Genomic DNA, 19,001 nt, shown 5'->3' with positions numbered 1-19,001 from the left:
GCGTAAGAAACACTGGCTGGCCTTGGCGTGGCGGGTAATCTGCGCTACAGTCAGGGGCTGTGAAAGGTCATTGCTAAGTATCCGGCATGAGTTTCAGATTGGGCCGGATAGCGATGTTGCGCGAGCGTTTAACAGTCAGTGTGGCAAAGCATCAGCGCAGTTATCATTTTCAATTCGAGAGGTGTACAGTGTGGGTGAAGCACAAGTAAGCTTGAAGCACCTGTTTCGGGTTTTTACCAAGCCAGAGCACAAAGACTCTAAGCTGGCACAAATTGAAGAACACCTTTCAGACAATATCCTGGATTTCTTGTCGCAACACGTCGTTACCAAGAAAACCTCGCTGGAAGAAGTCGAACAGGACTTTGCCGATGCAATGATGCCTGAGTCGCCTGAGTTTGTGTCTACACACGCTGAAAACCTGTTGGAAAAGCTGGTTGCCCATTCAGTGAATACCTACTCTCCCACCTTTATAGGCCATATGACATCGGCGCTGCCGTATTTTCATTTATCGCTGGCCAAGCTGCTGGTGGGTTTGAATCAGAACCTGGTTAAAATCGAGACATCAAAAGCATTTACCCCACTTGAACGCCAGGTATTAGGGATGATGCACAATCTGGTGTACGAGCAGGACGAAAGCTTTTACGAACAATACCTGCACAGTGCCCGGCACGCGCTGGGCGCATTTTGCTCAGGTGGTACCGTTGCCAACATTACCGCACTGTGGGTAGCACGCAATAAAATCCTAGGTCCACAGGGCCGTTTCCCTGGGGTAGCCAGAGCCGGACTGGCCAGTGCTTACCGCCACTATGATATCGATAACCTCGGCGTGTTGTGCTCGCGGCGCGGTCACTACAGCCTCTCAAAAGCAGTGGATGTTCTGGGGATTGGGCGCGAAAACCTAATTACATTGCCATGTCCTGAGCAGGTCCTGGATCCCGCTGAGGCGCTCAGAAAAGGCCGCGAATATCAGGAACAGGGCAATAAACTGCTGGCCATCGTTGGTATTGGCGGCACCACTGAAACTGGTCATGTTGATCCGCTCGACGAACTGGCCGATGTGGCAGAGGAACTGGGATGCTGGTTCCACGTAGATGCAGCCTGGGGCGGTGCGACGCTGTTTTCCAAGCATTATCGGGGCATCTTAAAAGGCATCGAAAAAGCCGACTCGGTTACCATTGACGCGCACAAACAAATGTACGTGCCCATGGGCGCCGGCATGGCGCTGTTTAAGAACCCGGCAGATGCCAACGCGGTGCGCCACCATGCGCAATATATTCTGCGTGAAGGGTCAAAGGATCTGGGCGCTACTACTCTGGAAGGTTCCCGTAACGGTATGGCCATGATGGTGTATTCGTCATTGCACATCCTGGGCCGCCGCGGCTATGAGCTGCTGATTAACCAGAGTATCGAGAAAGCCAAAAAATTTGCCGCTATGATTGAGGCTCACCCTGATTTTGAGCTGATTACTTCACCGACATTGTCTATTATGACCTATAGGGTTTGTCCGGCGGCTATTCAGGAACAACTGAAAATGCTACCGCAGGTGCAGGCTCAACGGCTGAACAGCAAAGTAGACCGACTGGTAGTTAACGTGCAGAAATTGCAGCGTGAGGCCGGTAAATCATTTGTGTCACGAACCCGTTTAGAATGCCCGGTGTATGGTGCATATCCCATTACGGTTTTCCGTGTGGTACTGGCCAATCCAATGACCACCACCCGCGATCTCAGAGCGATTCTGGAAGAGCAACACGCCATTGCCAGTCGCAACCGCGTATGGCAGGAATTACTGGCGGTGAGTACGCCTGCAACACTGGATCAAGCCTGATCCAGTGTAATCTGCATATTATCGATTAAACGCGTAGTGCCCATAAAAGCTGCCATCAGAATGACGAGCTGATAGTCACCCGGCTCGGCAGGTTGCAGGTTTCTGGCATTGCGAATGGTGACATACTCCGGCTTAAGGCCGGCAGCCATGAGCGATTGCGATGCTATGCGTTCAATGTCAGCATAGCTGTCCTGCCGCGCACAAATAGCTTTACGCATTTGCTCCATGGCGGCGTATATCTGCGTAGCGGTAGTCCGTTGTTCAGCGCTGAGGTAACCATTACGGGAACTCATTGCCAGTCCATCTTCCTGACGTCTTGTGGGCACGCCAACAATATTAATCGGCATGGATAAATCTTCCACCATGGTGCGGATCACCTGTAACTGCTGGAAGTCTTTCTCACCAAAACAAGCTACATCTGGCTGTACCATGTTAAACAGCTTGCAGACGATGGTCGCCACACCGCGGAAATGACCGGGACGACTCGCGCCGCACAGCAAATCAGAAATACCGGGTACTTCCACAAAGGTTTGTTCGCTTAAGCCGCGTGGATAAACGTCATCAACCGCCGGGAAAAACAGCGCGTCAACGTCGTGCGCCTCAAGCTTGCTGCGATCGGCGTCGAGCGTTCGTGGATAGGCGTCCAGATCTTCATTGGCACCAAATTGCATGGGGTTAACGAAAATCGACACCACCACTTTATCAGCCAGGTTTTTGGCCTGCTTAACTAAATCCAGGTGGCCATCGTGCAGATTACCCATAGTGGGTACAAAAGCAACGGTATGATCGGCGTTGCGCCAGCTTTGACGCAGTTCTCGTAAGGTGTTTAGTGATTCAATAAATTGCATTATTTGTCAAAGCTATGTTCGGGGCCGGGGAACAGGCCGTTTTTTACTTGTTCAATATACAGGGCAACGGCCTTGCGCAGATCACCGGTTTCGGCAAGGTAGTTTTTTGAAAACTTTGGCATATAGTTAGCGCTTACGCCAAACATGTCGTGCATCACCAGGATCTGGCCGTCGGTGTGCACGCCGGCGCCAATGCCAATCACCGGAATGTTCAGCTGTTCGCTGACCGTTTTACCCAGCGGTGTGGGCACACACTCTAGCACCAGCATCTGCGCACCAGCGGCTTCTAGCGCCAGCGCGTCATCTATCAGCTGTTGTGCTTTGTCTTCTTCACGACCTTGTACTTTAAAGCCACCAAAGACATTCACCGATTGCGGGGTAAGACCCAGATGACCGCAAACCGGCACACCGCGTTGCTTAAGACCGGTGATGGTCTCGCATAACCAGGCGCCGCCTTCCAGTTTTACCATGCTGGCACCTGCGGCCATTAAGGCCGCAGCGTTTTCAAAAGCCTGGGCGGGCGTGGCATAGGACATAAACGGCATATCGGCAATAACAAAGGCTGCGTTCACACCCGCGGCAACCGAGCGGGTGTGGTAGGCAACGTCTGCCGTCGTCACCGGCAGCGTGCTGTCCTGGCCTTGTAATACCATGCCCAGCGAGTCACCGATTAACAGCACATCAATACCCTGTTCATCAAATAGCTTGGCGAAGCTGGCATCATAGGCTGTCAGGGCGGTGATTTTCTCACCCTGTTGTTTTTGTTTAATCAGCGTCGAAATAGTGACTTTTTTCATGGGCATTCTCCCAATGCAATAAAGGCGACAGGGCCGTTACAGAGTGGATGTCTCGTTGATTGAGGCGAGGCGCTTAAGACCGTCCAACGAGCAGCGTGACACCCACACTGACAGCGGCAGTCCGTCCGGCATAATCATATCCGGCGCAATTTCAAACAGCGGAACCAACACAAACTCGCGCTCGGCCATACCAATATGTGGAATGATCAGATCATCGGTTTTGATGGTCTCGGTATCATACAGCAGAATATCCAAATCGAGGGTGCGCGGCCCCCAGCGCTCACCATCGCGGACCCGGCCGTGATGATGTTCGATTTTTTGCAGACTGGATAATAACTCATGGGGATCTAAAGCGGTTGTAATGCGTGCAATAGCGTTAACATAAACCGGCTGATCCTGCGGGCCCATAGGCTTACTCTGATAAAAAGAGGAGGCTTTTTGTACCTGGGTATCCGGCAATTCACTGATCGCACAAATAGCCGATATCAACTGGCTCAGTGACTCGCCCAGATTACTGCCCAGGCCAATATAAACACTATGCTTACTGGACATGATTTTCGGATTTCGGCTTTCTGGGACGGCGGCGTTTACGCTGGGCTCCACCTTCTTCCTGACGCAGCGTGTTAAGCATTTTCTTCTGCTGATTGGGCACGGCATCCTGAAACTGGGTCCACCAATCGGCCAGTTCAAGCAGGGCGCCGCCTTCAGTCTGGCCGCGGGCGAGCAAAAAGTCGTACGCTGCACGGAATTTCGGATGTGACAACAGTTGGAAAGCCCGGCGGCCAAAGCGCCTTGGTAACCGCTGCTGCAGGTGCCAGATATCACGCACCACAGTGCTGAATCGTTTGGGGATCATAATGCGCTGGGATTGGCGATGTAATACATCACCCATGGCAATATTGAATGCATCGTGGGCGTTCAAGCCTGCCTCTGACTGGAGTTTGGTGGCATGCTCTTCTACTGGGTACCACAATAAAGTGGCAATCAGGAAAGCCGGTGTGACCCGCTGCCCGGTGTTAATACGTTCGTCGGTATTGACCAATACCCGTTCTATTAGTGCTATTTCCTTGCTGTCAGCCGCGGCAAACACCTTACCAAGCATCGGGAACAGTGGCTCCAGAAGGTGGTATTCGCGCAGCATGCGGAATGTTTTCAGACCCTGACCAGACAAAAACAGTTTGAGCATTTCTTCAAACAGGCGGGCCGGAGGGATATTGGATAACAAATGCGCCAGTTCACGGATGGGCTCTGCCGTACGCGGGTTGATGGTCATATCCAGTTTGGCAGCAAAACGCACAGCACGCAGCATTCTGACCGGATCTTCCCGATAGCGGACCTCAGGGTCGCCAATTAAATCAACTTCGCGTCGCTTAATGGCATTGATGCCATTGGCAAAATCCGTGACAGAGAAAGTCGCCACATCGTAATACATGGCATTAAAGGTGAAGTCACGGCGTTCGGCATCTTCTTCAATGGTGCCAAACACATTGTCTCTTACCAGTTGTCCCTGCTCATCCTGTTTGGCCAGCGACTGGTCTTCATTGTGGTGGCCACGAAAGGTTGCAACTTCAATGATTTCACGACCAAAGACAATGTGCGCCAGGCGAAAACGGCGACCAATAAGGCGACAGTTGCGAAATAACCCTTTGATCTGCTCGGGGGTGGCATTGGTGACGACATCGAAATCTTTGGGTTTATGGCCCAGCATCAGGTCGCGCACACAACCGCCTACCAGGTAAGCAGAAAACCCGGCGTTATTCAGGCGGTACATCACCTTAAGGGCATTATCACTAATGTCTTCCCGGGATATTGCATGTTCAGCGCGAGGGATCACCACACCTTCAATCAGCGGGGCTTGTTCACTGTCGCGACTCAATGCGCGTTTCACCTTGTCCAGAACGCGGGTAATGATGGTAACTACTCCTTAACTCTCAGGGGCGTTATGATAAGTAGATTCTGCCCCGTCGACAATAATTTCATGTCTTTTCGGTATTTTATTATACTGCCAGGCCGCTATCGCTGCATTAAGTAATGCCGATATCGTGCTGTGATTTTCTGCAATATTGCTGAATCCAAGAAAGCTCAGTGCATGTTGCAGGTTTTGCAGGGCACGATTGTTATCGAGTGGCCGGGCATGATTTTGTTTGCTTAGTTTACGCCCTGACGAGGTCGCTGCAACCGGAATGTGTGCATAAAGCGGCGGTTGAGCGCCAAGTTGACGGTACAGGGTCAGGTGCGCGGCGGTGGTGGTTAACAAATCGCTGCCCCGTACAATGTGATTAACGCCCTGGGCAATATCGTCCACCACGACCACCAGATTATAGCTGTGCAGCCCATCGCGCCTACGCAGCACGGTATCTTCCAGTGCATGGGGATCGTTTATCTCTACCGGGCCGAGTAACTGATCGGTAAAGGTCGTCACCGGTTGGTCGCACTTGAGTCTGAGCGCATTGCCCTCTGGCGGTAACTTTAGATCACGGCATGTGCCCTGATAAACGCCGCCGGACGCTTTGATTTGTTTGCGGGTACACTGGCAGGCATACAGCGCCTGTTGCGCTGATAAGGTTTGTAGTACTTCATCGTAGTTGCGTAACTGTGCAGACTGATAGCGTACATCGCCATCCCAGGTAAGCTCGTGGGCAGCTAAGCAGTCCAGAATACTGATATCCATCCCAGCAATACACCGGGGGCGGTCAATATCCTCCATTCTGACCAGCCATCGGCCCTGATTGGCTCTGGCATCAAGAAAACTGGCTAATGCGGCAATTAACGAACCAAAATGTAATGGCCCGGTAGGTGAGGGCGCAAAGCGGCCGGTATATGAGGGTTTGCTGCAGTGATTCACGTGGTTAAACACTGTGGTAATAAAAGACGCAGGCCAATAGCCCTGCTAAAACGGACTTGATATAAAAGACGAAGTAAAATACCGGCCAGTTACTACAACACTGCCCGGCAATTGTCATTAACCCTGGAGCTGCTTTTCTTTAATTTCAGCCATGGTTTTACAGTCGATACACAGATCGGCTGTTGGACGCGCCTCAAGACGACGAATACCGATTTCAATGCCACACTGGTCACAAAATCCGAAATCATCTTCTTCGATGCGTTTCAGGGTCTTTTCGATTTTCTTGATCAGTTTACGCTCACGGTCGCGGGTGCGCAGTTCTAAGCTGAACTCTTCTTCTTGCGCGGCGCGGTCTACCGGATCAGGGAAATTCGCTGCTTCATCCTTCATATGAGTAACCGTGCGGTCTACTTCTTCACGCAACTGGTTACGCCAGGCTTTCAGTATTTGACGAAAATGCTCCATCTGAGCATCGTTCATATACTCTTCGTCATCTTTTGGCTGATACGGGGTGAGCCCGGCTAGTGCCAAAAGACCAAGGGATTTGGTTTCTTTCTCAGCTGGCATGTGTCACTTCTCCTACACTACGACACCCTAAATGTACCGAAATAAAACAAATATCTATAACAGAATAGTATTGTACAGGCAACGTAAAGTGTCTATGTCTGACGAGGTAAACATAGTGCTGGATTGTTTACCCCATGGTTGTACCCGAGGGTACCTGCTTATTTCAGCAAGGCGCAAATATGACGTCCATTTCCTAAAAATCAACTCTTTTTTTACAAAATAACAGGTAGTGACTGATTTATATTGATTTTTTCTTGGCTGATTTGGCAGCCTACGGCGAAAACCCTGACTCCGTCTGCCGCAGCCTGACGCACTGCGAGGGCGTATTTCGGGTCGATATGCTCGGCGAGACGGACATTTTGAATGCCGCTGTGCTGAACACAGAACAATAAAGCGGTGGCGACGCCCTGACGAGCCAGCATGGCCAGTTCTTCGGCGTGTTTTGTGCCTCGACTGGTCACCGCATCGGGAAAGAAGCCTTCATTACCCTCGGCCAGAGTGACCGATTTTACTTCGATGTAGAGCGGCGTATGATCGCTGCGGGTAACACAAAAATCGAAACGGGAGTGGAAATCCGGCGGGCTGACTTCCCGCTTAACCTCGGTATAGTCTGTTATTCCCGGCAGCGTGTGGGCTTCCAGCGCACTCTGAACCAATTTGTTAGCGCGGTGCGTATTAACGCTTATCCAATCACCCTGAGGTGTGACCGCCAGTTCCCATGTGAACTTTAGTTTACGCTTTGGGTTATCTGAGGGACTGACCCAGGCGGTAAACCCGGGTTTGGCACAGCCGGTCATAGCCCCGGTATTCGGGCAGTGAGCTGTAATCTGCTCACCGGAGTCGAGCAATATATCGGCAAAAAATCGTTTATAGCGCTTAAGGAGTGTGCCGCGCAACAAAGGTGAAGTAAACTGCATAGATAAACCTGACAATAATAGTAAGGAGCATTATGACTGACATGAAAGTGAAGATCACGAGCAACCCGGCCCCTGCGCATTGGGGAGACAAGGCGTTGGTAAGTCTTTCCGGCAACGACATCACTCTCCACATCAGGGATGACGCGGACCGTCTGCGCAGCATTCGTAAAGCGGCAAGACAGATAGACAATCTCGGGATCCCGTCAGTCACGCTCAGCGGCGAATGGTCGGTTATTGAACAGGTCACCTTTGTCATGAGTTTTTCAAAGGCGCGTAACCCTGGTGAAGTTACCTTGTGCGATAACGCTGAGCGAGCTGAAGCTGAGCGCCAGGTGACGGCGATGATGTTTACCCGCAAGCTGACCAACGACACGCCTGAACAGCTTTCGCCGGTTGGCCTGGCGCAGGAAAGTGCTGACTGGCTGCAATCACTAAACGGGGATGCGGTAACCTACCGGGTAGTGAGCGGTGAACAGCTCGCTGCTGAAGGCTGGACCGGGATATACAATGTCGGACGCGGTAGTGAACGTCCTCCGGCTATGCTGGAACTGGATTATAATCCAGGTGGCGATCCTGAGGCGCCGGTGGCGTTTGCACTGGTTGGTAAAGGAATTACCTTCGACAGTGGTGGCTACAGCCTGAAATCCAGCGAAGGGATGCTGGACATGAAATGCGACATGGGCGGTGCGGCAACCGTTACCGGCGCGCTGGGGCTGGCTATAATGCAGGGGCTTAATAAACGGGTGAAGCTGTTTTTATGCTGCGCTGAAAATCTGGTCAGCGGCCATGCTTATAAACTGGGTGACGTACTGACCTACAAAAACGGCGTGAGTGTGGAGATTGTTAATACCGATGCCGAAGGCCGCCTGGTACTCGCCGATGGCCTGATTGCGGCTTCAGAATCAGCAGCTGGCTGTATCATTGATGCGGCGACACTGACCGGCGCAGCTACGGTAGCGCTAGGATATGACTATCATGCGGTATTCAGCCTCAATCCGGTGCTCAGCCAGTCGTTTTTAAGTGAAGCACAGACCCAGCAGGAACTGTTCTGGCCATTACCACTACAATCGTGGCATCAGGAAAAGTGCCCGTCTGCCTTTGCTGATACGGCTAATAGTCGTCCGCAGAAAGGCGGTGGTGCAGGTGGTGCGTCGAACGCGGCGGGCTTTTTATCACGCTTTGTCAGCCCAACAGACAGCTGGTTGCATCTGGACCTGGCCGCTGCCTATCACGGCAGTGCCAATAGCGAAATGCCGGCAGGCGCCACAGCGGCCGGCATCAGAACCCTGGCGGCATTTATCGGCCAGTAAGTGAAAAGTGGTTACTCGGTGGTCACAGGCCGCCGAGTCGTTCTGCTAAGGTTTTGTATTTTTCTACTTCAACAGAGTCGAACAAGGGATTGCCGTTACCGTCTGTCTCTTTTGCAACGAGCAAACTCTCACGTTGTAGACGCTCAACGCGAATTTCCTGAACATCAAGAAAATCCGCAACCTCCTGGACTGTCATTAAACTCATAAATGCAACCTGCATAGTGAAAGCGGTACAAAGAGTAAAGCGCAAAAAGCGTAATTTGTGAAATAAACTTTAAATATAGGTAAATATTGCCTGTGTTTTGATGGGAGACAAACCATTATGGATACCTGGTCGGCAGCCGTCATGCTGTTCTTAATTATGGATCCGCTCGGCAACCTGCCCATATTCATGTCTGTGCTGAAGATGATCGAGCCGAAGCGCCGACGCATCGTACTGATACGTGAATTATTATTTGCCCTGATTATTTTGTATGTGTTTCTGTTTAGCGGTCAGGCGGTGCTGGACTTTCTGAACGTGAAGCAGGAAACCGTTAGTATTGCCGGCGGGATTATCTTATTTCTGATTGCTCTCAAGATGATCTTTCCTAAAGCCGGCGGCAGTCCGCTAGGGCTTGCTGCAGGCGAGGAGCCTTATATTGTACCGCTGGCTATCCCACTGATTGCCGGACCGTCAACGCTGGCAGCTCTGATCCTGCTTTCTAACCAGAGTCCCGATCGTATGGGTGACTGGTCGCTGGCCCTTGGCGCCTCGTGGCTGGTGAGTGCCACTATTCTCCTGTTCTCCGGTGCATTTCACCGGGTGCTGGGTGAACGTGGTTTAACTGCCATGGAGCGCCTGATGGGGATGATTCTGGTAATGATTGCCATCCAAATGTTTTTAGACGGTGTGGGTACTTATTTTTCTCAGGTAGGTTAATATGTGCCCCAATATTGTATGGCTTCAGATTGAACAACAGGCGTTATCTTGACAACTAAACTCTCAACATTCGCCCAGGTGCGGGCTTTGGAAGGCGCTGATGCAATAGCGTTCAGTGCAGCGCTGCTGCAGCGTATGGTACCCAATTATCAGCTTTTCTGTGAGCTTACGGAGTTTGCTGAGCCTGATACCCTGTCAAAGGGCCTCGATCTTATCTGGGAATCCCTGTGCAGCCCGAAGAGCAAGATTAACTTCGCCACGCAACTGGAAAAGGTGGAAGAGGCAACGCCGGATGTCAGCGATTACGACTCTTTTGGCGTTTATCCTGCGCTGGACGCTGCTATTGCCATGTCGTCGGCCATCAACCTGATTATGAAAGTGGATCCCCATGGCGCCGTGGTTGTCAGTAAACTGTCCCAGGGCAGCGTTGAAGCCTATCTGCTGGCCAGCGGCGAAGCCACGGAAGACGATGTTAAAACCCATCCACTGATGCAGTTTGAAATAGCTATACAACAGGAATTGCTCGACGCCGTAACCACCAAAGCGCCAATGACACAGAAAGTAGCAAAGCTTAAAATCATTGCCGCCAGTGAAGGGATCAGCAATATTGGCCTCGAAATAAACCCTTAAACCGTTGCGTTGGTATACTCAAGCAGACAATAAGCCAGCTGGCCTGTTTGCTTTTGCTTGATTACCTCACAGCCCGGAGGCAGGGCGAGTGCCGGCCCATTGATTTCCTGCTCAACATAAATCAGCGCGTTTTCGGCAAGCAACTGATGCTTATAGAGCGCAGCCAGACAAGGATTGACTAAATCATGGCCAAAGGGCGGGTCGACAAAAATTATATCGAAGGGAGCGCTTAGCGTTGGTAATACCGCCATTGCATCGTTACAGTGAACCTCAGCACCGGCTTGCAGCGTATTGAGATTAGCTTTTAACTGTTTGGCTGTGGGGGCATGTTTCTCAATAAACACGGTTTCTCTGGCATAGCGGGATAACGCCTCTAATCCCAGGACACCGGAGCCGGCAAAAACATCGAGTACCCGGCTACCCTGGACATGGGCCATAAGCCAGTTAAACAGTGTTTCGCGGGTACGGTCGGTACTGGGGCGTAACCCTTCAGCATCCAACACGGGTAACCGGCGACCGCGCCACTGGCCACTAATAATGCGTACGCTGCCACTTTTCTTGTTATGGCGTGAGGTTGGTTTTGCTACTCGATTCATTATGCCAGTCGATGGTATTATGTGCTGATGCAAGCAGCACGCTTAAATTAATATTCAGTAGTTTACCGCACAAAGCGGTTTCTCAGTAAGGAATTGTCAACACAATGTCTAAACTCTTTGGCTGGTTTAACAAAAACAAAAATGAAAATAAAACCCCGGAACCAGCAACTAATCCCCCACAAGAAGAAACGTCAGACAGCAATGAAGTCATAGCTGTTGAAAAAGAACTGCCTGAGCCAGAGCCGGTTGAAGAAGCGCAGCCGGACGTAGCAGATGAAGCCGACCAACCCCGCAACCCGGTTGGATCCGCAGCCGAGGAAGTATCAACCGATGAACCGAAAACTTCGGAAGAGCAGGTGGTTGATGCGGTAGAAGCTGCACCGCAGGAACAGGTAACACCTGAACCAGAACCTGAGGTTGAGCAACCGTCGGTAACGCAGGCTGTTGCAGCTGAAAAGAAATCGTTTTTTGGGCGCCTGAAAGCCAGTTTATCGCGCACTAAAGCCAACCTCGGCAGCGGTATCGTTAGTCTGTTCCGTGGCAAGGCTATCGATGATGAACTGTACGAGGAGCTCGAAACGCAGTTGCTGGTGGCCGATGTGGGCATGGATACGACCCAGAAAATAATCGACCGTTTGGTGGAAGGCGCTAAACATTCACAACTGAAAGACGGCGATGCGCTTTACGAATTGCTTAAACAGCAACTCAGAACCATGCTCACTGCCGTACAGCAACCACTACCGGAGGTGATTGCCAATCACGATAAAGCCCAGGGGCCTTTTGTTATTCTGATGGTTGGCGTTAATGGGGTAGGTAAAACTACCACCATTGGTAAACTGGCCAAGCAGTTTCAGCAGCAGGGCAAAAAAGTCATGCTGGCAGCCGGTGATACTTTCCGGGCTGCGGCGGTGGAACAGTTGCAAGTGTGGGGGGAGCGTAACAATATTCCGGTTATCGCCCAGCCTACCGGTTCAGACAGCGCTTCGGTGTTGTACGATGCCTTGCAGTCTGCTAAAGCCAAAGGGACTGATATTCTTATCGCCGATACCGCCGGTCGCTTACAGAACAAAGACAACCTGATGGAAGAGTTGAAAAAAGTGGTGCGGGTAATGAAAAAACTCAACCCGGATGCGCCCCATGAAGTGATGCTCACCGTTGATGCCGCTACCGGCCAGAATGCAATTAGCCAGGCGAAACTGTTCAGGGAAGCCGTAGGCCTCACCGGTATTACCCTGACCAAGCTTGATGGAACAGCCAAGGGCGGGGTGATTTTTGCCATTGCAGATAAATTTGGTATTCCTATCCGTTATATCGGAGTGGGTGAAGGCATTGATGACCTGCGTGGATTTAACGGCGACGAATTTATTGATGCGCTGTTCAGCGAGGGTGAGAAAAGTTAATCTGGTATTGGTTAATCTTAATAAAAACAACAGACAGAATAGTCAGGATCCTTGATGATCAGATTTGAGCAGGTAAGCAAAACGTATCCCGGCGGCCAGCGAGCGCTGTCTAAAGTCGACTTTCACATAGCCCAGGGCGAAATGGCGTTTTTAACCGGCCATTCCGGGGCCGGTAAAAGTACCCTGCTTAAACTGATCAGTATTATGGAGCGTCCTACGGTTGGCCGGGTGCTTATTAATGGTCACGATCTCAACGTCATTAAACGGCGCCAGATTGCTTATATTCGCCGTGATATCGGCATGATATTTCAGAGCCATCAACTGCTGATGGATAAAACCGTTTTCGATAACGTGGCATTGCCCCTGGTTATCGAAGGGTACAGTCACAAAGAAATTGCCAAGCGGGTGGATGCCGCGCTGGAAATGGTAGGGCTGCGCAGTAAAGCACGTAATTTACCCATAACCTTGTCTGGCGGTGAGCAACAGCGGGTTGGGATTGCCCGGGCGGTAGTCAATAAACCGCCTCTGCTGCTGGCCGATGAACCGACCGGTAACCTCGATCCCAAATTGTCCATGGAAATTGTCCGCCTGTTTGAAGATTTCAATCAGGCCGGTGTTTCGGTACTCATAGCTACCCACGATTTGGGCCTGATTGCACGTATGCGTTATCGCACGCTGACGCTTAAGAACGGCAAAATGATCACCGACGGCTTAACCGACGGCGAGGACGGACTATGAGTATTTTGTTTAAAGGCCGTAGTCAGGGCGCCAGTGAACGTAAAATCAATATTGCTCAGCGCTTTGTCATGTTCTTCGTTAATCACATTCGTCAGGCACTGGGAAGTCTTGGCGAGCTGTGGCGCCAACCTGCGGCATCTCTAATGACCATTGGCGTATTGGGACTTAGTATTACTTTGCCTAGCACGCTGTATATTCTGGTAAAAAATACCGAAAAAATCAGCGCAGGCTGGGAGCAGGCTGCCGAAATATCATTGTTTCTGAAGGAGCAGACCAGCGCTGCAGAGGCGCAGCAGTTAATCACCCGGCTGCAAACCTGGCCGGAAATAGACAAGGTGGTTTATGTTCCCGCTGATGATGCGCTGGAAGAATTTAAACAACTGTCCGGTTTAGGTGATGCGGTGAAATATCTGGAAGCCAATCCGCTACCGAATGTGGTGCTGGTGACTCCCGGCGAAAAGCACACCGCACCAACCGCAGCGCAACTATTGCTCGAAAAACTGCAAAGACAGCGCGAGGTTGATATTGGCAAGCTGGACATCGAGTGGCTGGAGCGGCTTTACGGCTTTCTGCAAATCGCTACCGAGCTGGTTACCATCATTGGCGTATTGTTATTTATTGCCGTGATCCTGATTGTCGGTAATACCATTCGGCTGAATATCCTCAACAAGCGGGACGAAATTCTGGTGATGAAGCTGGTGGGGGCCACTGACGGCTTTATTCACCGGCCGTTCCTTTATACCGGATTCTGGTATGGCTTGCTCGGAGGCGTAATCGCCTGGATGGCGGTTATCATTATTTTATGGTGGATGGACAGCAGCATTCAGGCGTTTGCCAGTTTATACGACAAGTCTTTTCACATTACCGGCTTAACCGGTTCGGCGTTGCTTACCATGTTGTTTTTGTCGGTGATGCTGGGGCTGGTGGGGTCGTTGATTTCGGTGCAACGGCATGTGCGGGAAATTGAGCCGCAGTAACCTTTTTCGCTATGAACTATCTGGCCCATTTATTTTTAGCCCGGCCCACCGCCGACTCCTGCTTCGGTAATTTGCTGGGTGATTTCCGCCGTGGTGTTGATCTTAACAGCTATTCTGATGCCGTGAGAGCGGGCGTTGCTAACCATATCTTTGTGGATAAATTTACCGATTCGCACAGCATCGTGCGTCATGCCCGTGGTGAAGTCTCTGCCGGGCGCAGGCGGTTTGCCGGCATTATGCTGGACGTGTTATTTGATCATTTCTTAATCAAGCACTGGTCACTTTACAGCGAAGAAAGCTTCACGGTGTTTAGCCAGCGCGCCTATGATTGTCTGGGACGGCGCGTCAGCATAATGCCCGAGAATATGCAGGCAATGGTCGGGAGTATGCTGACTCATCGTTGGCTGGATACCTATAGCCATTTGCAGGGCGTTGAACGGGCGCTGGAGCGAACAGCCAGTCGCATTCGTTTTAAGCACAATTTTCATGGCAGTATTGAGGACGTACAGCAAAATTATGCGCTGTTTGAACAAACGTTTCTGACATTCTTTCCACAATTGCTAGCCGCTGTGCGCCAGCACGGCGTGGAAGACTGAGCGACCTTATTTGTCGATGACCTGCTTTTTCGGGAAGTAAGACGAAATGGTTTTGCGTACCCCGTTGCCCCACACAATGGCCTGATTGTACAAGCTGTGCAGGTATTTCTGGTCGATGTTGAGCTCTCTGGATTCACGGATCACATTCATCCACAGCGCCCCTTCAAAGGCACGAACCAGTTTCAAATAGTGATTGAATTCAGCCGATTTGCATAGCAGCGCATCGTTAACTTCGTCGGTCAGCGGGAGCTGGCGTAAAATATCCGGCATTTCCTGGTCAAGCAGGGCATCGAGTAACGAAAACAGGCCAATTAAAAAGCCAATTGGCGGATCGGAATTAAGTCCACGCTCCTGAGCGAGCAGATCGAAGAACTTAGCCCGTACCAAAGACATATGCAGCAATTCAAGCGGCTTGTCGTCGCCTAAATGAGCCAGCGACAACAAGGCGATGAATTTCTTAATTTCCACCTCGCCCATGTAGTTGAGCGCATGCTTTAATGAGGTGATCTTGTAGCGTTTATTAATAGTGGGGTTATTAATAAACTTGAGTAATAAAAACGACAGGGCGGCATCGCGTTCTACAATCTGGTTAATGCGCTCCAGATTAAACTGCGAGCTGGCGCTTTCGCCCATCAGGTCAACCAGGTTCATTTTTGACGCAGGTAGCTGACGTTGCACGGTTTTTTCTGGCGTTGCAAAGAAGTAACCCTGGAATAAATCAAAGCCCAAATCCCTACAAACAACAAAGTCATCGTGATTTGAGACATTCTCTGCAACCAGTTGAATGCTGGATTGCAGAAAACGGGGAATGTTCTGCTCAATCACACTGTAATTGGCTTTGTGCACGTCCACTTTAAGTATATCTATAAGCGGAAAGATAGAATGTTGGCCGCTGATCATCGCCGGATCATCTATCGCCAGTTTAAAGCCCAGCTGTTTTACATGTTTGCAGGCATCCACTAGCGCCGCTTGTTGTGCCGGATATTCAGATAGCTCAATGACCACCGTATCAGGGTTCAGAGTTGCGGGCAGACCGGCAATCAGTGTGTCGCTATGAAAGTTGATAAACGAGGTTTTATCGCCGCAGATATCATCCAGGCCCAGGGTGTGAAAATGTTCCGCGATGTAGCGGCTCTTTTCGTTATCGTGGGTAGGGTAGGTACCGGATTTACCATCCCTGAACAACAGTTCATAACCGAAAACGTCCTTTTCCCGGTCTAGAATTGGCTGGCGAGCGATAAATGCAAACATTAAAATAATTATCCTTGTTATACCGTTGGCCTCAACAACAGGCCTAGACAAACTTTAACCGATGGTTAACCTTTGATCCATCTTTAGTTATTCAAAACCGGCTGATCCGGCGCATTGTTCTGCGCGATAATTAGTTGCGTACTTCATTTTGCAAAGCCGCTGCCCAGCTGAGCGCACTGATATAAATTTCGTGCAGCTGCTTTTGGGTGAGGCCGAAACGCGTGCCAATCGCTCTTACAATACCCCATTGGCCGCGTTCAAAGGCGGTGGCCAGGTGTAAGCATTGTTTAAGTTGATTGTTTTCACCGCATAAAGCGCCACTCACATCACCGGGAAGCGGTAATTTGCTCACTAGTTCTCGCATCTCCTGTTCCATCAGAGTATCGATAAGTGACAACATGCCGGTAAGAAAGCCACTGTTTGGTTTGCTGTGGTCTTTCATCGCAACCAGGATAAGCTCACAAAAACGGGCTCGCACCAGACTCATGCTGAGGATTTCACCAGGCTGGCCGTCAGATAAATTAGCCAGTGACAGCAGGGCAATAAACTTACGCACTTCCTGCTCACCCATAAAGTTCATGGCGTGCTTCAACGATGTGATTTCGTTACGCTTGTTCACCGTGGGGTTATTAATAAACCGGAGTAACAGATAGGAAAGAGAGACATCCCGCTCGAGAATCGTGTTAATATTCTCAATGTTAAGTTCAGCCGCTGTGCTTTCTTTTAATAATTCAAGCATATTGACGGCCGACGAGCTCATCTTACGGTGGCGGATAACTTCAGGACGAGCAAAGAAGTAACCCTGAAAATAGTCAAAACCCAGCTGGCGGTAATAATGAAATTGTTCTTTGGTCTCCACCCGCTCAGCCACTAATTTAATGTTATGCGCCTTCAGAAGGGGCACCGTTTCGCGAATTTGCTGGTCCGTGACGGTAGTGATATCAAACTTCACAATACTGATTAGCGGTAACAGAGCCTGCCATTTTTCCTCGAGATCGTAATCATCCAGTGCCAGCCGGTAGCCCTGAGCGTTAATTTGCTGACAGGCTTCCACCAGATCATCACTGACATCAACGGTTTCGGTTATTTCGATGACCACATTATTGGGGTCGAGGCTGGTAGGAAAGCGGTAAAGCAGTGTATCGGTATGAAAGTTGATAAATGCCAGCGCACCGTTGGTTACCGCTTCCAACCCCACATTCAAATGGCTGGCAGCGAGTATCCGTGAAGTCGCTTCATCGGGCGATATATTGGGAAAACAGTTTTTCTCCCCGTCCCGGAATAACAATTCATAGGCGTATAATTGTTGAGAGGTATCAACAATTGGCTGGCGCGCTACATAGGCAAACATCCGATCCCCATATCATGCAGTTCAGCGCAATTCATTTGCGTTTATTGATCTTGTTCTGTCCAATAGAGGTAATATACGTCGAATAGCATTCATTATCACCTGCCCAATGCAAATTTTGCATAGTTGATAGTGTTATTCACCGGTAGCAGGTGGTCAATTAAGGCTTTTCTCTGAAAGCGCTGCCCACAGAAGGCGGTCATCTGCTAATAGAAGCCGCTGTGCGTGTGGCAGTAACAAAAAGTTACATGATGGTGGCGGTTAATTATTGCGCTGAAAAAGTGGTTTTTCTACACTCTTCATCCGGTTAGCTATCGCAGACGTAAAAATTTGAACTTTTTTATGATATCGGGGTCTTGATAAGTATGGTATTAACCCCTATATTTCGTTTTTGATTGGTTGGTGCGTCGCCGCCTGAGGGCCGCGAAATTGCTATCAACCTAAGCTTCGCCAATGAGCATTTTTGTTATCAGATTAAGTGAAGTAAACAGGATTTTTTTGAGGTGACTATGAGCGTGGGTACAAGTAAAAACTTACAATCAATGGCCCTGTCTGTTCCACACAATGGAAGTATTGAAGGTTACATTCAGGCTGTCAGCACGATTGACATGCTATCCGCTGACGAAGAGCGCGAACTGGCGCTACGTCTGCGTGAAGATGAAGATATCGATGCGGCACGTAAGCTGGTAATGTCTCACCTTCGTTTTGTTGTGCATATTGCTAAGTCTTATTCAGGATACGGATTGCCTCAGGCAGACCTTATTCAGGAAGGCAATATTGGCTTAATGAAAGCGGTAAAGCGTTTCGACCCGTCAGTGGGTGTGCGCCTGGTTTCTTTTGCCGTGCATTGGATTAAAGCCGAGATTCACGAATTTGTACTGAAAAACTGGCGTATCGTTAAAGTGGCGACCACTAAAGCCCAGCGTAAGTTGTTCTTTAATTTGCGCAAAGCGAAGAAGCGTTTGGGCTGGTTCAGTCACGAAGAAGTGCAAACCGTGGCGAATGAACTGGGTGTCAGTACGAAAGAAGTGCTGCAAATGGAAGCGCGGATGAGCTCCCAGGATCAGGCTTTTGATTTGAGTGCTGATGACGATGAAAACGGCAGCTTTGCCCCGGTTCAGTATCTGGAAGATAAATCAGAAGACGTCGAGTCCACCGTAATCAATGACGACTGGGATGCCAACGCGACTAAGCGTTTATACTCAGCCATGAAAACCCTGGACGATAGAAGTCAGGATATTATCGAAACGCGCTGGTTAGCGGACGATAAAACCACCCTGCAGGATCTGGCAGATAAATACCAGGTATCAGCAGAGCGAGTCCGTCAGATTGAAAAGAATGCAATGAAGAAACTGCAGGCTGCCATGGCAGGCTAACAGTCTCTCTTCTAAAAAACAAAAAAGCGCCCTTGTAGGCGCTTTTTTGTTTGTGCAGGTT

The 19,001-nt window shown here is 50.2% G+C and carries 20 protein-coding genes; 9 read left to right on the top strand and 11 right to left on the bottom strand.

The annotated features are described in order from the left end of the window. Window positions 1–190: 190 nt before the first annotated feature. Entirely contained in the window at window positions 191–1,825 is a 1,635-nt protein-coding gene (gene panP, locus C6Y40_RS13040; protein WP_105934967.1) for a pyridoxal-dependent aspartate 1-decarboxylase PanP, read from the top strand. Here panP and panC read toward each other — a convergent pair. The 7 genes from panC to sfsA form a co-directional block, all read right to left on the bottom strand. Then, window positions 1,816–2,664: a pantoate--beta-alanine ligase gene (panC, locus tag C6Y40_RS13035; protein ID WP_170308482.1), complete on the bottom strand. Its 849-nt coding sequence runs from the start codon at window positions 2,662–2,664 to the stop codon at window positions 1,816–1,818. The two genes, panP and panC, sit on opposite strands and share 10 nt — an antisense overlap. An 8-nt stretch (window positions 2,665–2,672) precedes the next feature. Then, entirely contained in the window at window positions 2,673–3,470 is a 798-nt protein-coding gene (panB, locus tag C6Y40_RS13030; protein ID WP_105934951.1) for a 3-methyl-2-oxobutanoate hydroxymethyltransferase, read from the bottom strand. 36 nt (window positions 3,471–3,506) lie between these two features. Continuing rightward, entirely contained in the window at window positions 3,507–4,022 is a 516-nt protein-coding gene (folK, locus tag C6Y40_RS13025; protein ID WP_105934950.1) for a 2-amino-4-hydroxy-6-hydroxymethyldihydropteridine diphosphokinase, read from the bottom strand. Beyond that, window positions 4,012–5,301 (bottom strand): polynucleotide adenylyltransferase PcnB, encoded by a 1,290-nt coding sequence (gene pcnB, locus C6Y40_RS13020; protein ID WP_105934966.1) that lies wholly within the window; start codon window positions 5,299–5,301, stop codon window positions 4,012–4,014. The genes folK and pcnB overlap by 11 nt, the downstream gene beginning before the upstream one ends. Window positions 5,302–5,394: 93 nt before the next feature. Beyond that, window positions 5,395–6,315 (bottom strand): tRNA glutamyl-Q(34) synthetase GluQRS, encoded by a 921-nt coding sequence (gene gluQRS / locus C6Y40_RS13015; RefSeq protein WP_105934965.1) that lies wholly within the window; start codon window positions 6,313–6,315, stop codon window positions 5,395–5,397. Window positions 6,316–6,432: 117 nt separating this feature from the next. After that, window positions 6,433–6,882: an RNA polymerase-binding protein DksA gene (dksA, locus tag C6Y40_RS13010; protein ID WP_070174721.1), complete on the bottom strand. Its 450-nt coding sequence runs from the start codon at window positions 6,880–6,882 to the stop codon at window positions 6,433–6,435. Window positions 6,883–7,094: 212 nt separating this feature from the next. Further along, window positions 7,095–7,799, bottom strand: a complete 705-nt coding sequence (gene sfsA, locus C6Y40_RS13005; protein ID WP_105934949.1) for a DNA/RNA nuclease SfsA — start codon at window positions 7,797–7,799, stop codon at window positions 7,095–7,097. A 32-nt stretch (window positions 7,800–7,831) separates the two neighbouring features. Here sfsA and pepB point away from each other — a divergent pair, with 32 nt between their 5' ends. Next, on the top strand, window positions 7,832–9,109 hold the full coding sequence (gene pepB, locus C6Y40_RS13000; protein WP_105934948.1) for an aminopeptidase PepB: 1,278 nt from the start codon (window positions 7,832–7,834) through the stop codon (window positions 9,107–9,109). A 22-nt stretch (window positions 9,110–9,131) separates the two neighbouring features. Here the strand turns inward: pepB and C6Y40_RS12995 are convergent, their stop codons facing one another. Continuing rightward, window positions 9,132–9,314: a helix-turn-helix domain-containing protein gene (locus tag C6Y40_RS12995; RefSeq protein WP_105934947.1), complete on the bottom strand. Its 183-nt coding sequence runs from the start codon at window positions 9,312–9,314 to the stop codon at window positions 9,132–9,134. A gap of 117 nt (window positions 9,315–9,431) precedes the next feature. Here C6Y40_RS12995 and C6Y40_RS12990 point away from each other — a divergent pair, with 117 nt between their 5' ends. Then, on the top strand, window positions 9,432–10,028 hold the full coding sequence (locus C6Y40_RS12990; protein WP_105934946.1) for a YhgN family NAAT transporter: 597 nt from the start codon (window positions 9,432–9,434) through the stop codon (window positions 10,026–10,028). A 45-nt stretch (window positions 10,029–10,073) separates the two neighbouring features. Continuing rightward, window positions 10,074–10,658: a YjaG family protein gene (locus tag C6Y40_RS12985; protein WP_105934945.1), complete on the top strand. Its 585-nt coding sequence runs from the start codon at window positions 10,074–10,076 to the stop codon at window positions 10,656–10,658. Here C6Y40_RS12985 and rsmD read toward each other — a convergent pair. After that, on the bottom strand, window positions 10,655–11,254 hold the full coding sequence (gene rsmD, locus C6Y40_RS12980) for a 16S rRNA (guanine(966)-N(2))-methyltransferase RsmD (RefSeq protein ID WP_105934944.1): 600 nt from the start codon (window positions 11,252–11,254) through the stop codon (window positions 10,655–10,657). The genes C6Y40_RS12985 and rsmD overlap by 4 nt on opposite strands. Window positions 11,255–11,358: 104 nt before the next feature. Here rsmD and ftsY point away from each other — a divergent pair, with 104 nt between their 5' ends. Genes ftsY through C6Y40_RS12960 form a run of 4 tightly spaced genes read left to right on the top strand, consistent with a single transcriptional unit; the run spans window position 11,359 to window position 14,965 of the window. Beyond that, window positions 11,359–12,654, top strand: a complete 1,296-nt coding sequence (ftsY, locus tag C6Y40_RS12975; protein ID WP_105934943.1) for a signal recognition particle-docking protein FtsY — start codon at window positions 11,359–11,361, stop codon at window positions 12,652–12,654. Between the two features lie 54 nt (window positions 12,655–12,708). Next, window positions 12,709–13,392, top strand: a complete 684-nt coding sequence (gene ftsE / locus C6Y40_RS12970; RefSeq protein ID WP_105934942.1) for a cell division ATP-binding protein FtsE — start codon at window positions 12,709–12,711, stop codon at window positions 13,390–13,392. After that, window positions 13,389–14,369, top strand: a complete 981-nt coding sequence (gene ftsX, locus C6Y40_RS12965; protein WP_105934941.1) for a permease-like cell division protein FtsX — start codon at window positions 13,389–13,391, stop codon at window positions 14,367–14,369. The genes ftsE and ftsX overlap by 4 nt, the downstream gene beginning before the upstream one ends. Before the next feature lie 11 nt (window positions 14,370–14,380). Next, window positions 14,381–14,965 carry an acyl carrier protein phosphodiesterase gene (locus tag C6Y40_RS12960; protein WP_105934940.1) on the top strand — a complete coding sequence of 195 codons (585 nt, stop codon included), beginning with the start codon at window positions 14,381–14,383 and terminating at the stop codon, window positions 14,963–14,965. A gap of 6 nt (window positions 14,966–14,971) precedes the next feature. Here the strand turns inward: C6Y40_RS12960 and C6Y40_RS12955 are convergent, their stop codons facing one another. Beyond that, a complete protein-coding gene (locus tag C6Y40_RS12955) occupies window positions 14,972–16,216 on the bottom strand; it encodes an EAL and HDOD domain-containing protein (RefSeq protein ID WP_105934939.1) in 1,245 nt (414 codons plus the stop codon). Between the two features lie 130 nt (window positions 16,217–16,346). Beyond that, a complete protein-coding gene (locus C6Y40_RS12950; protein ID WP_105934938.1) occupies window positions 16,347–17,567 on the bottom strand; it encodes an EAL and HDOD domain-containing protein in 1,221 nt (406 codons plus the stop codon). 539 nt (window positions 17,568–18,106) lie between these two features. On the opposite strand from C6Y40_RS12950, the gene rpoH reads away from it, so the two are divergent. Beyond that, entirely contained in the window at window positions 18,107–18,940 is an 834-nt protein-coding gene (rpoH, locus tag C6Y40_RS12945) for an RNA polymerase sigma factor RpoH (RefSeq protein ID WP_240621956.1), read from the top strand. The last annotated feature ends 61 nt before the right edge of the window (window positions 18,941–19,001 follow it).

Source organism: Marisediminitalea alba (assembly GCF_002993365.1).
Classification (GTDB): domain Bacteria; phylum Pseudomonadota; class Gammaproteobacteria; order Enterobacterales; family Alteromonadaceae; genus Alteromonas; species Alteromonas alba.
This window is presented reverse-complemented; position numbering and strand designations above follow the sequence as displayed.

What these genes read in the sequence shown, in the direction of transcription:
- folK (WP_105934950.1), bottom strand. Translation starts at nt 4,022, where the DNA reads ATGTCCAGTAAGCATAGTGTTTATATTGGCCTGGGCAGTAATCTGGGC.
- dksA (WP_070174721.1), bottom strand. Translation starts at nt 6,882, where the DNA reads ATGCCAGCTGAGAAAGAAACCAAATCCCTTGGTCTTTTGGCACTAGCC.
- panB (WP_105934951.1), bottom strand. Translation starts at nt 3,470, where the DNA reads ATGAAAAAAGTCACTATTTCGACGCTGATTAAACAAAAACAACAGGGT.
- sfsA (WP_105934949.1), bottom strand. Translation starts at nt 7,799, where the DNA reads ATGCAGTTTACTTCACCTTTGTTGCGCGGCACACTCCTTAAGCGCTAT.
- C6Y40_RS12960 (WP_105934940.1), top strand. Translation starts at nt 14,381, where the DNA reads ATGAACTATCTGGCCCATTTATTTTTAGCCCGGCCCACCGCCGACTCC.
- C6Y40_RS12990 (WP_105934946.1), top strand. Translation starts at nt 9,432, where the DNA reads ATGGATACCTGGTCGGCAGCCGTCATGCTGTTCTTAATTATGGATCCG.
- C6Y40_RS12955 (WP_105934939.1), bottom strand. Translation starts at nt 16,216, where the DNA reads ATGTTTGCATTTATCGCTCGCCAGCCAATTCTAGACCGGGAAAAGGAC.
- ftsE (WP_105934942.1), top strand. Translation starts at nt 12,709, where the DNA reads ATGATCAGATTTGAGCAGGTAAGCAAAACGTATCCCGGCGGCCAGCGA.
- rpoH (WP_240621956.1), top strand. Translation starts at nt 18,107, where the DNA reads ATGGCCCTGTCTGTTCCACACAATGGAAGTATTGAAGGTTACATTCAG.
- rsmD (WP_105934944.1), bottom strand. Translation starts at nt 11,254, where the DNA reads ATGAATCGAGTAGCAAAACCAACCTCACGCCATAACAAGAAAAGTGGC.
- ftsY (WP_105934943.1), top strand. Translation starts at nt 11,359, where the DNA reads ATGTCTAAACTCTTTGGCTGGTTTAACAAAAACAAAAATGAAAATAAA.
- ftsX (WP_105934941.1), top strand. Translation starts at nt 13,389, where the DNA reads ATGAGTATTTTGTTTAAAGGCCGTAGTCAGGGCGCCAGTGAACGTAAA.
- C6Y40_RS12950 (WP_105934938.1), bottom strand. Translation starts at nt 17,567, where the DNA reads ATGTTTGCCTATGTAGCGCGCCAGCCAATTGTTGATACCTCTCAACAA.
- C6Y40_RS12995 (WP_105934947.1), bottom strand. Translation starts at nt 9,314, where the DNA reads ATGAGTTTAATGACAGTCCAGGAGGTTGCGGATTTTCTTGATGTTCAG.
- pepB (WP_105934948.1), top strand. Translation starts at nt 7,832, where the DNA reads ATGACTGACATGAAAGTGAAGATCACGAGCAACCCGGCCCCTGCGCAT.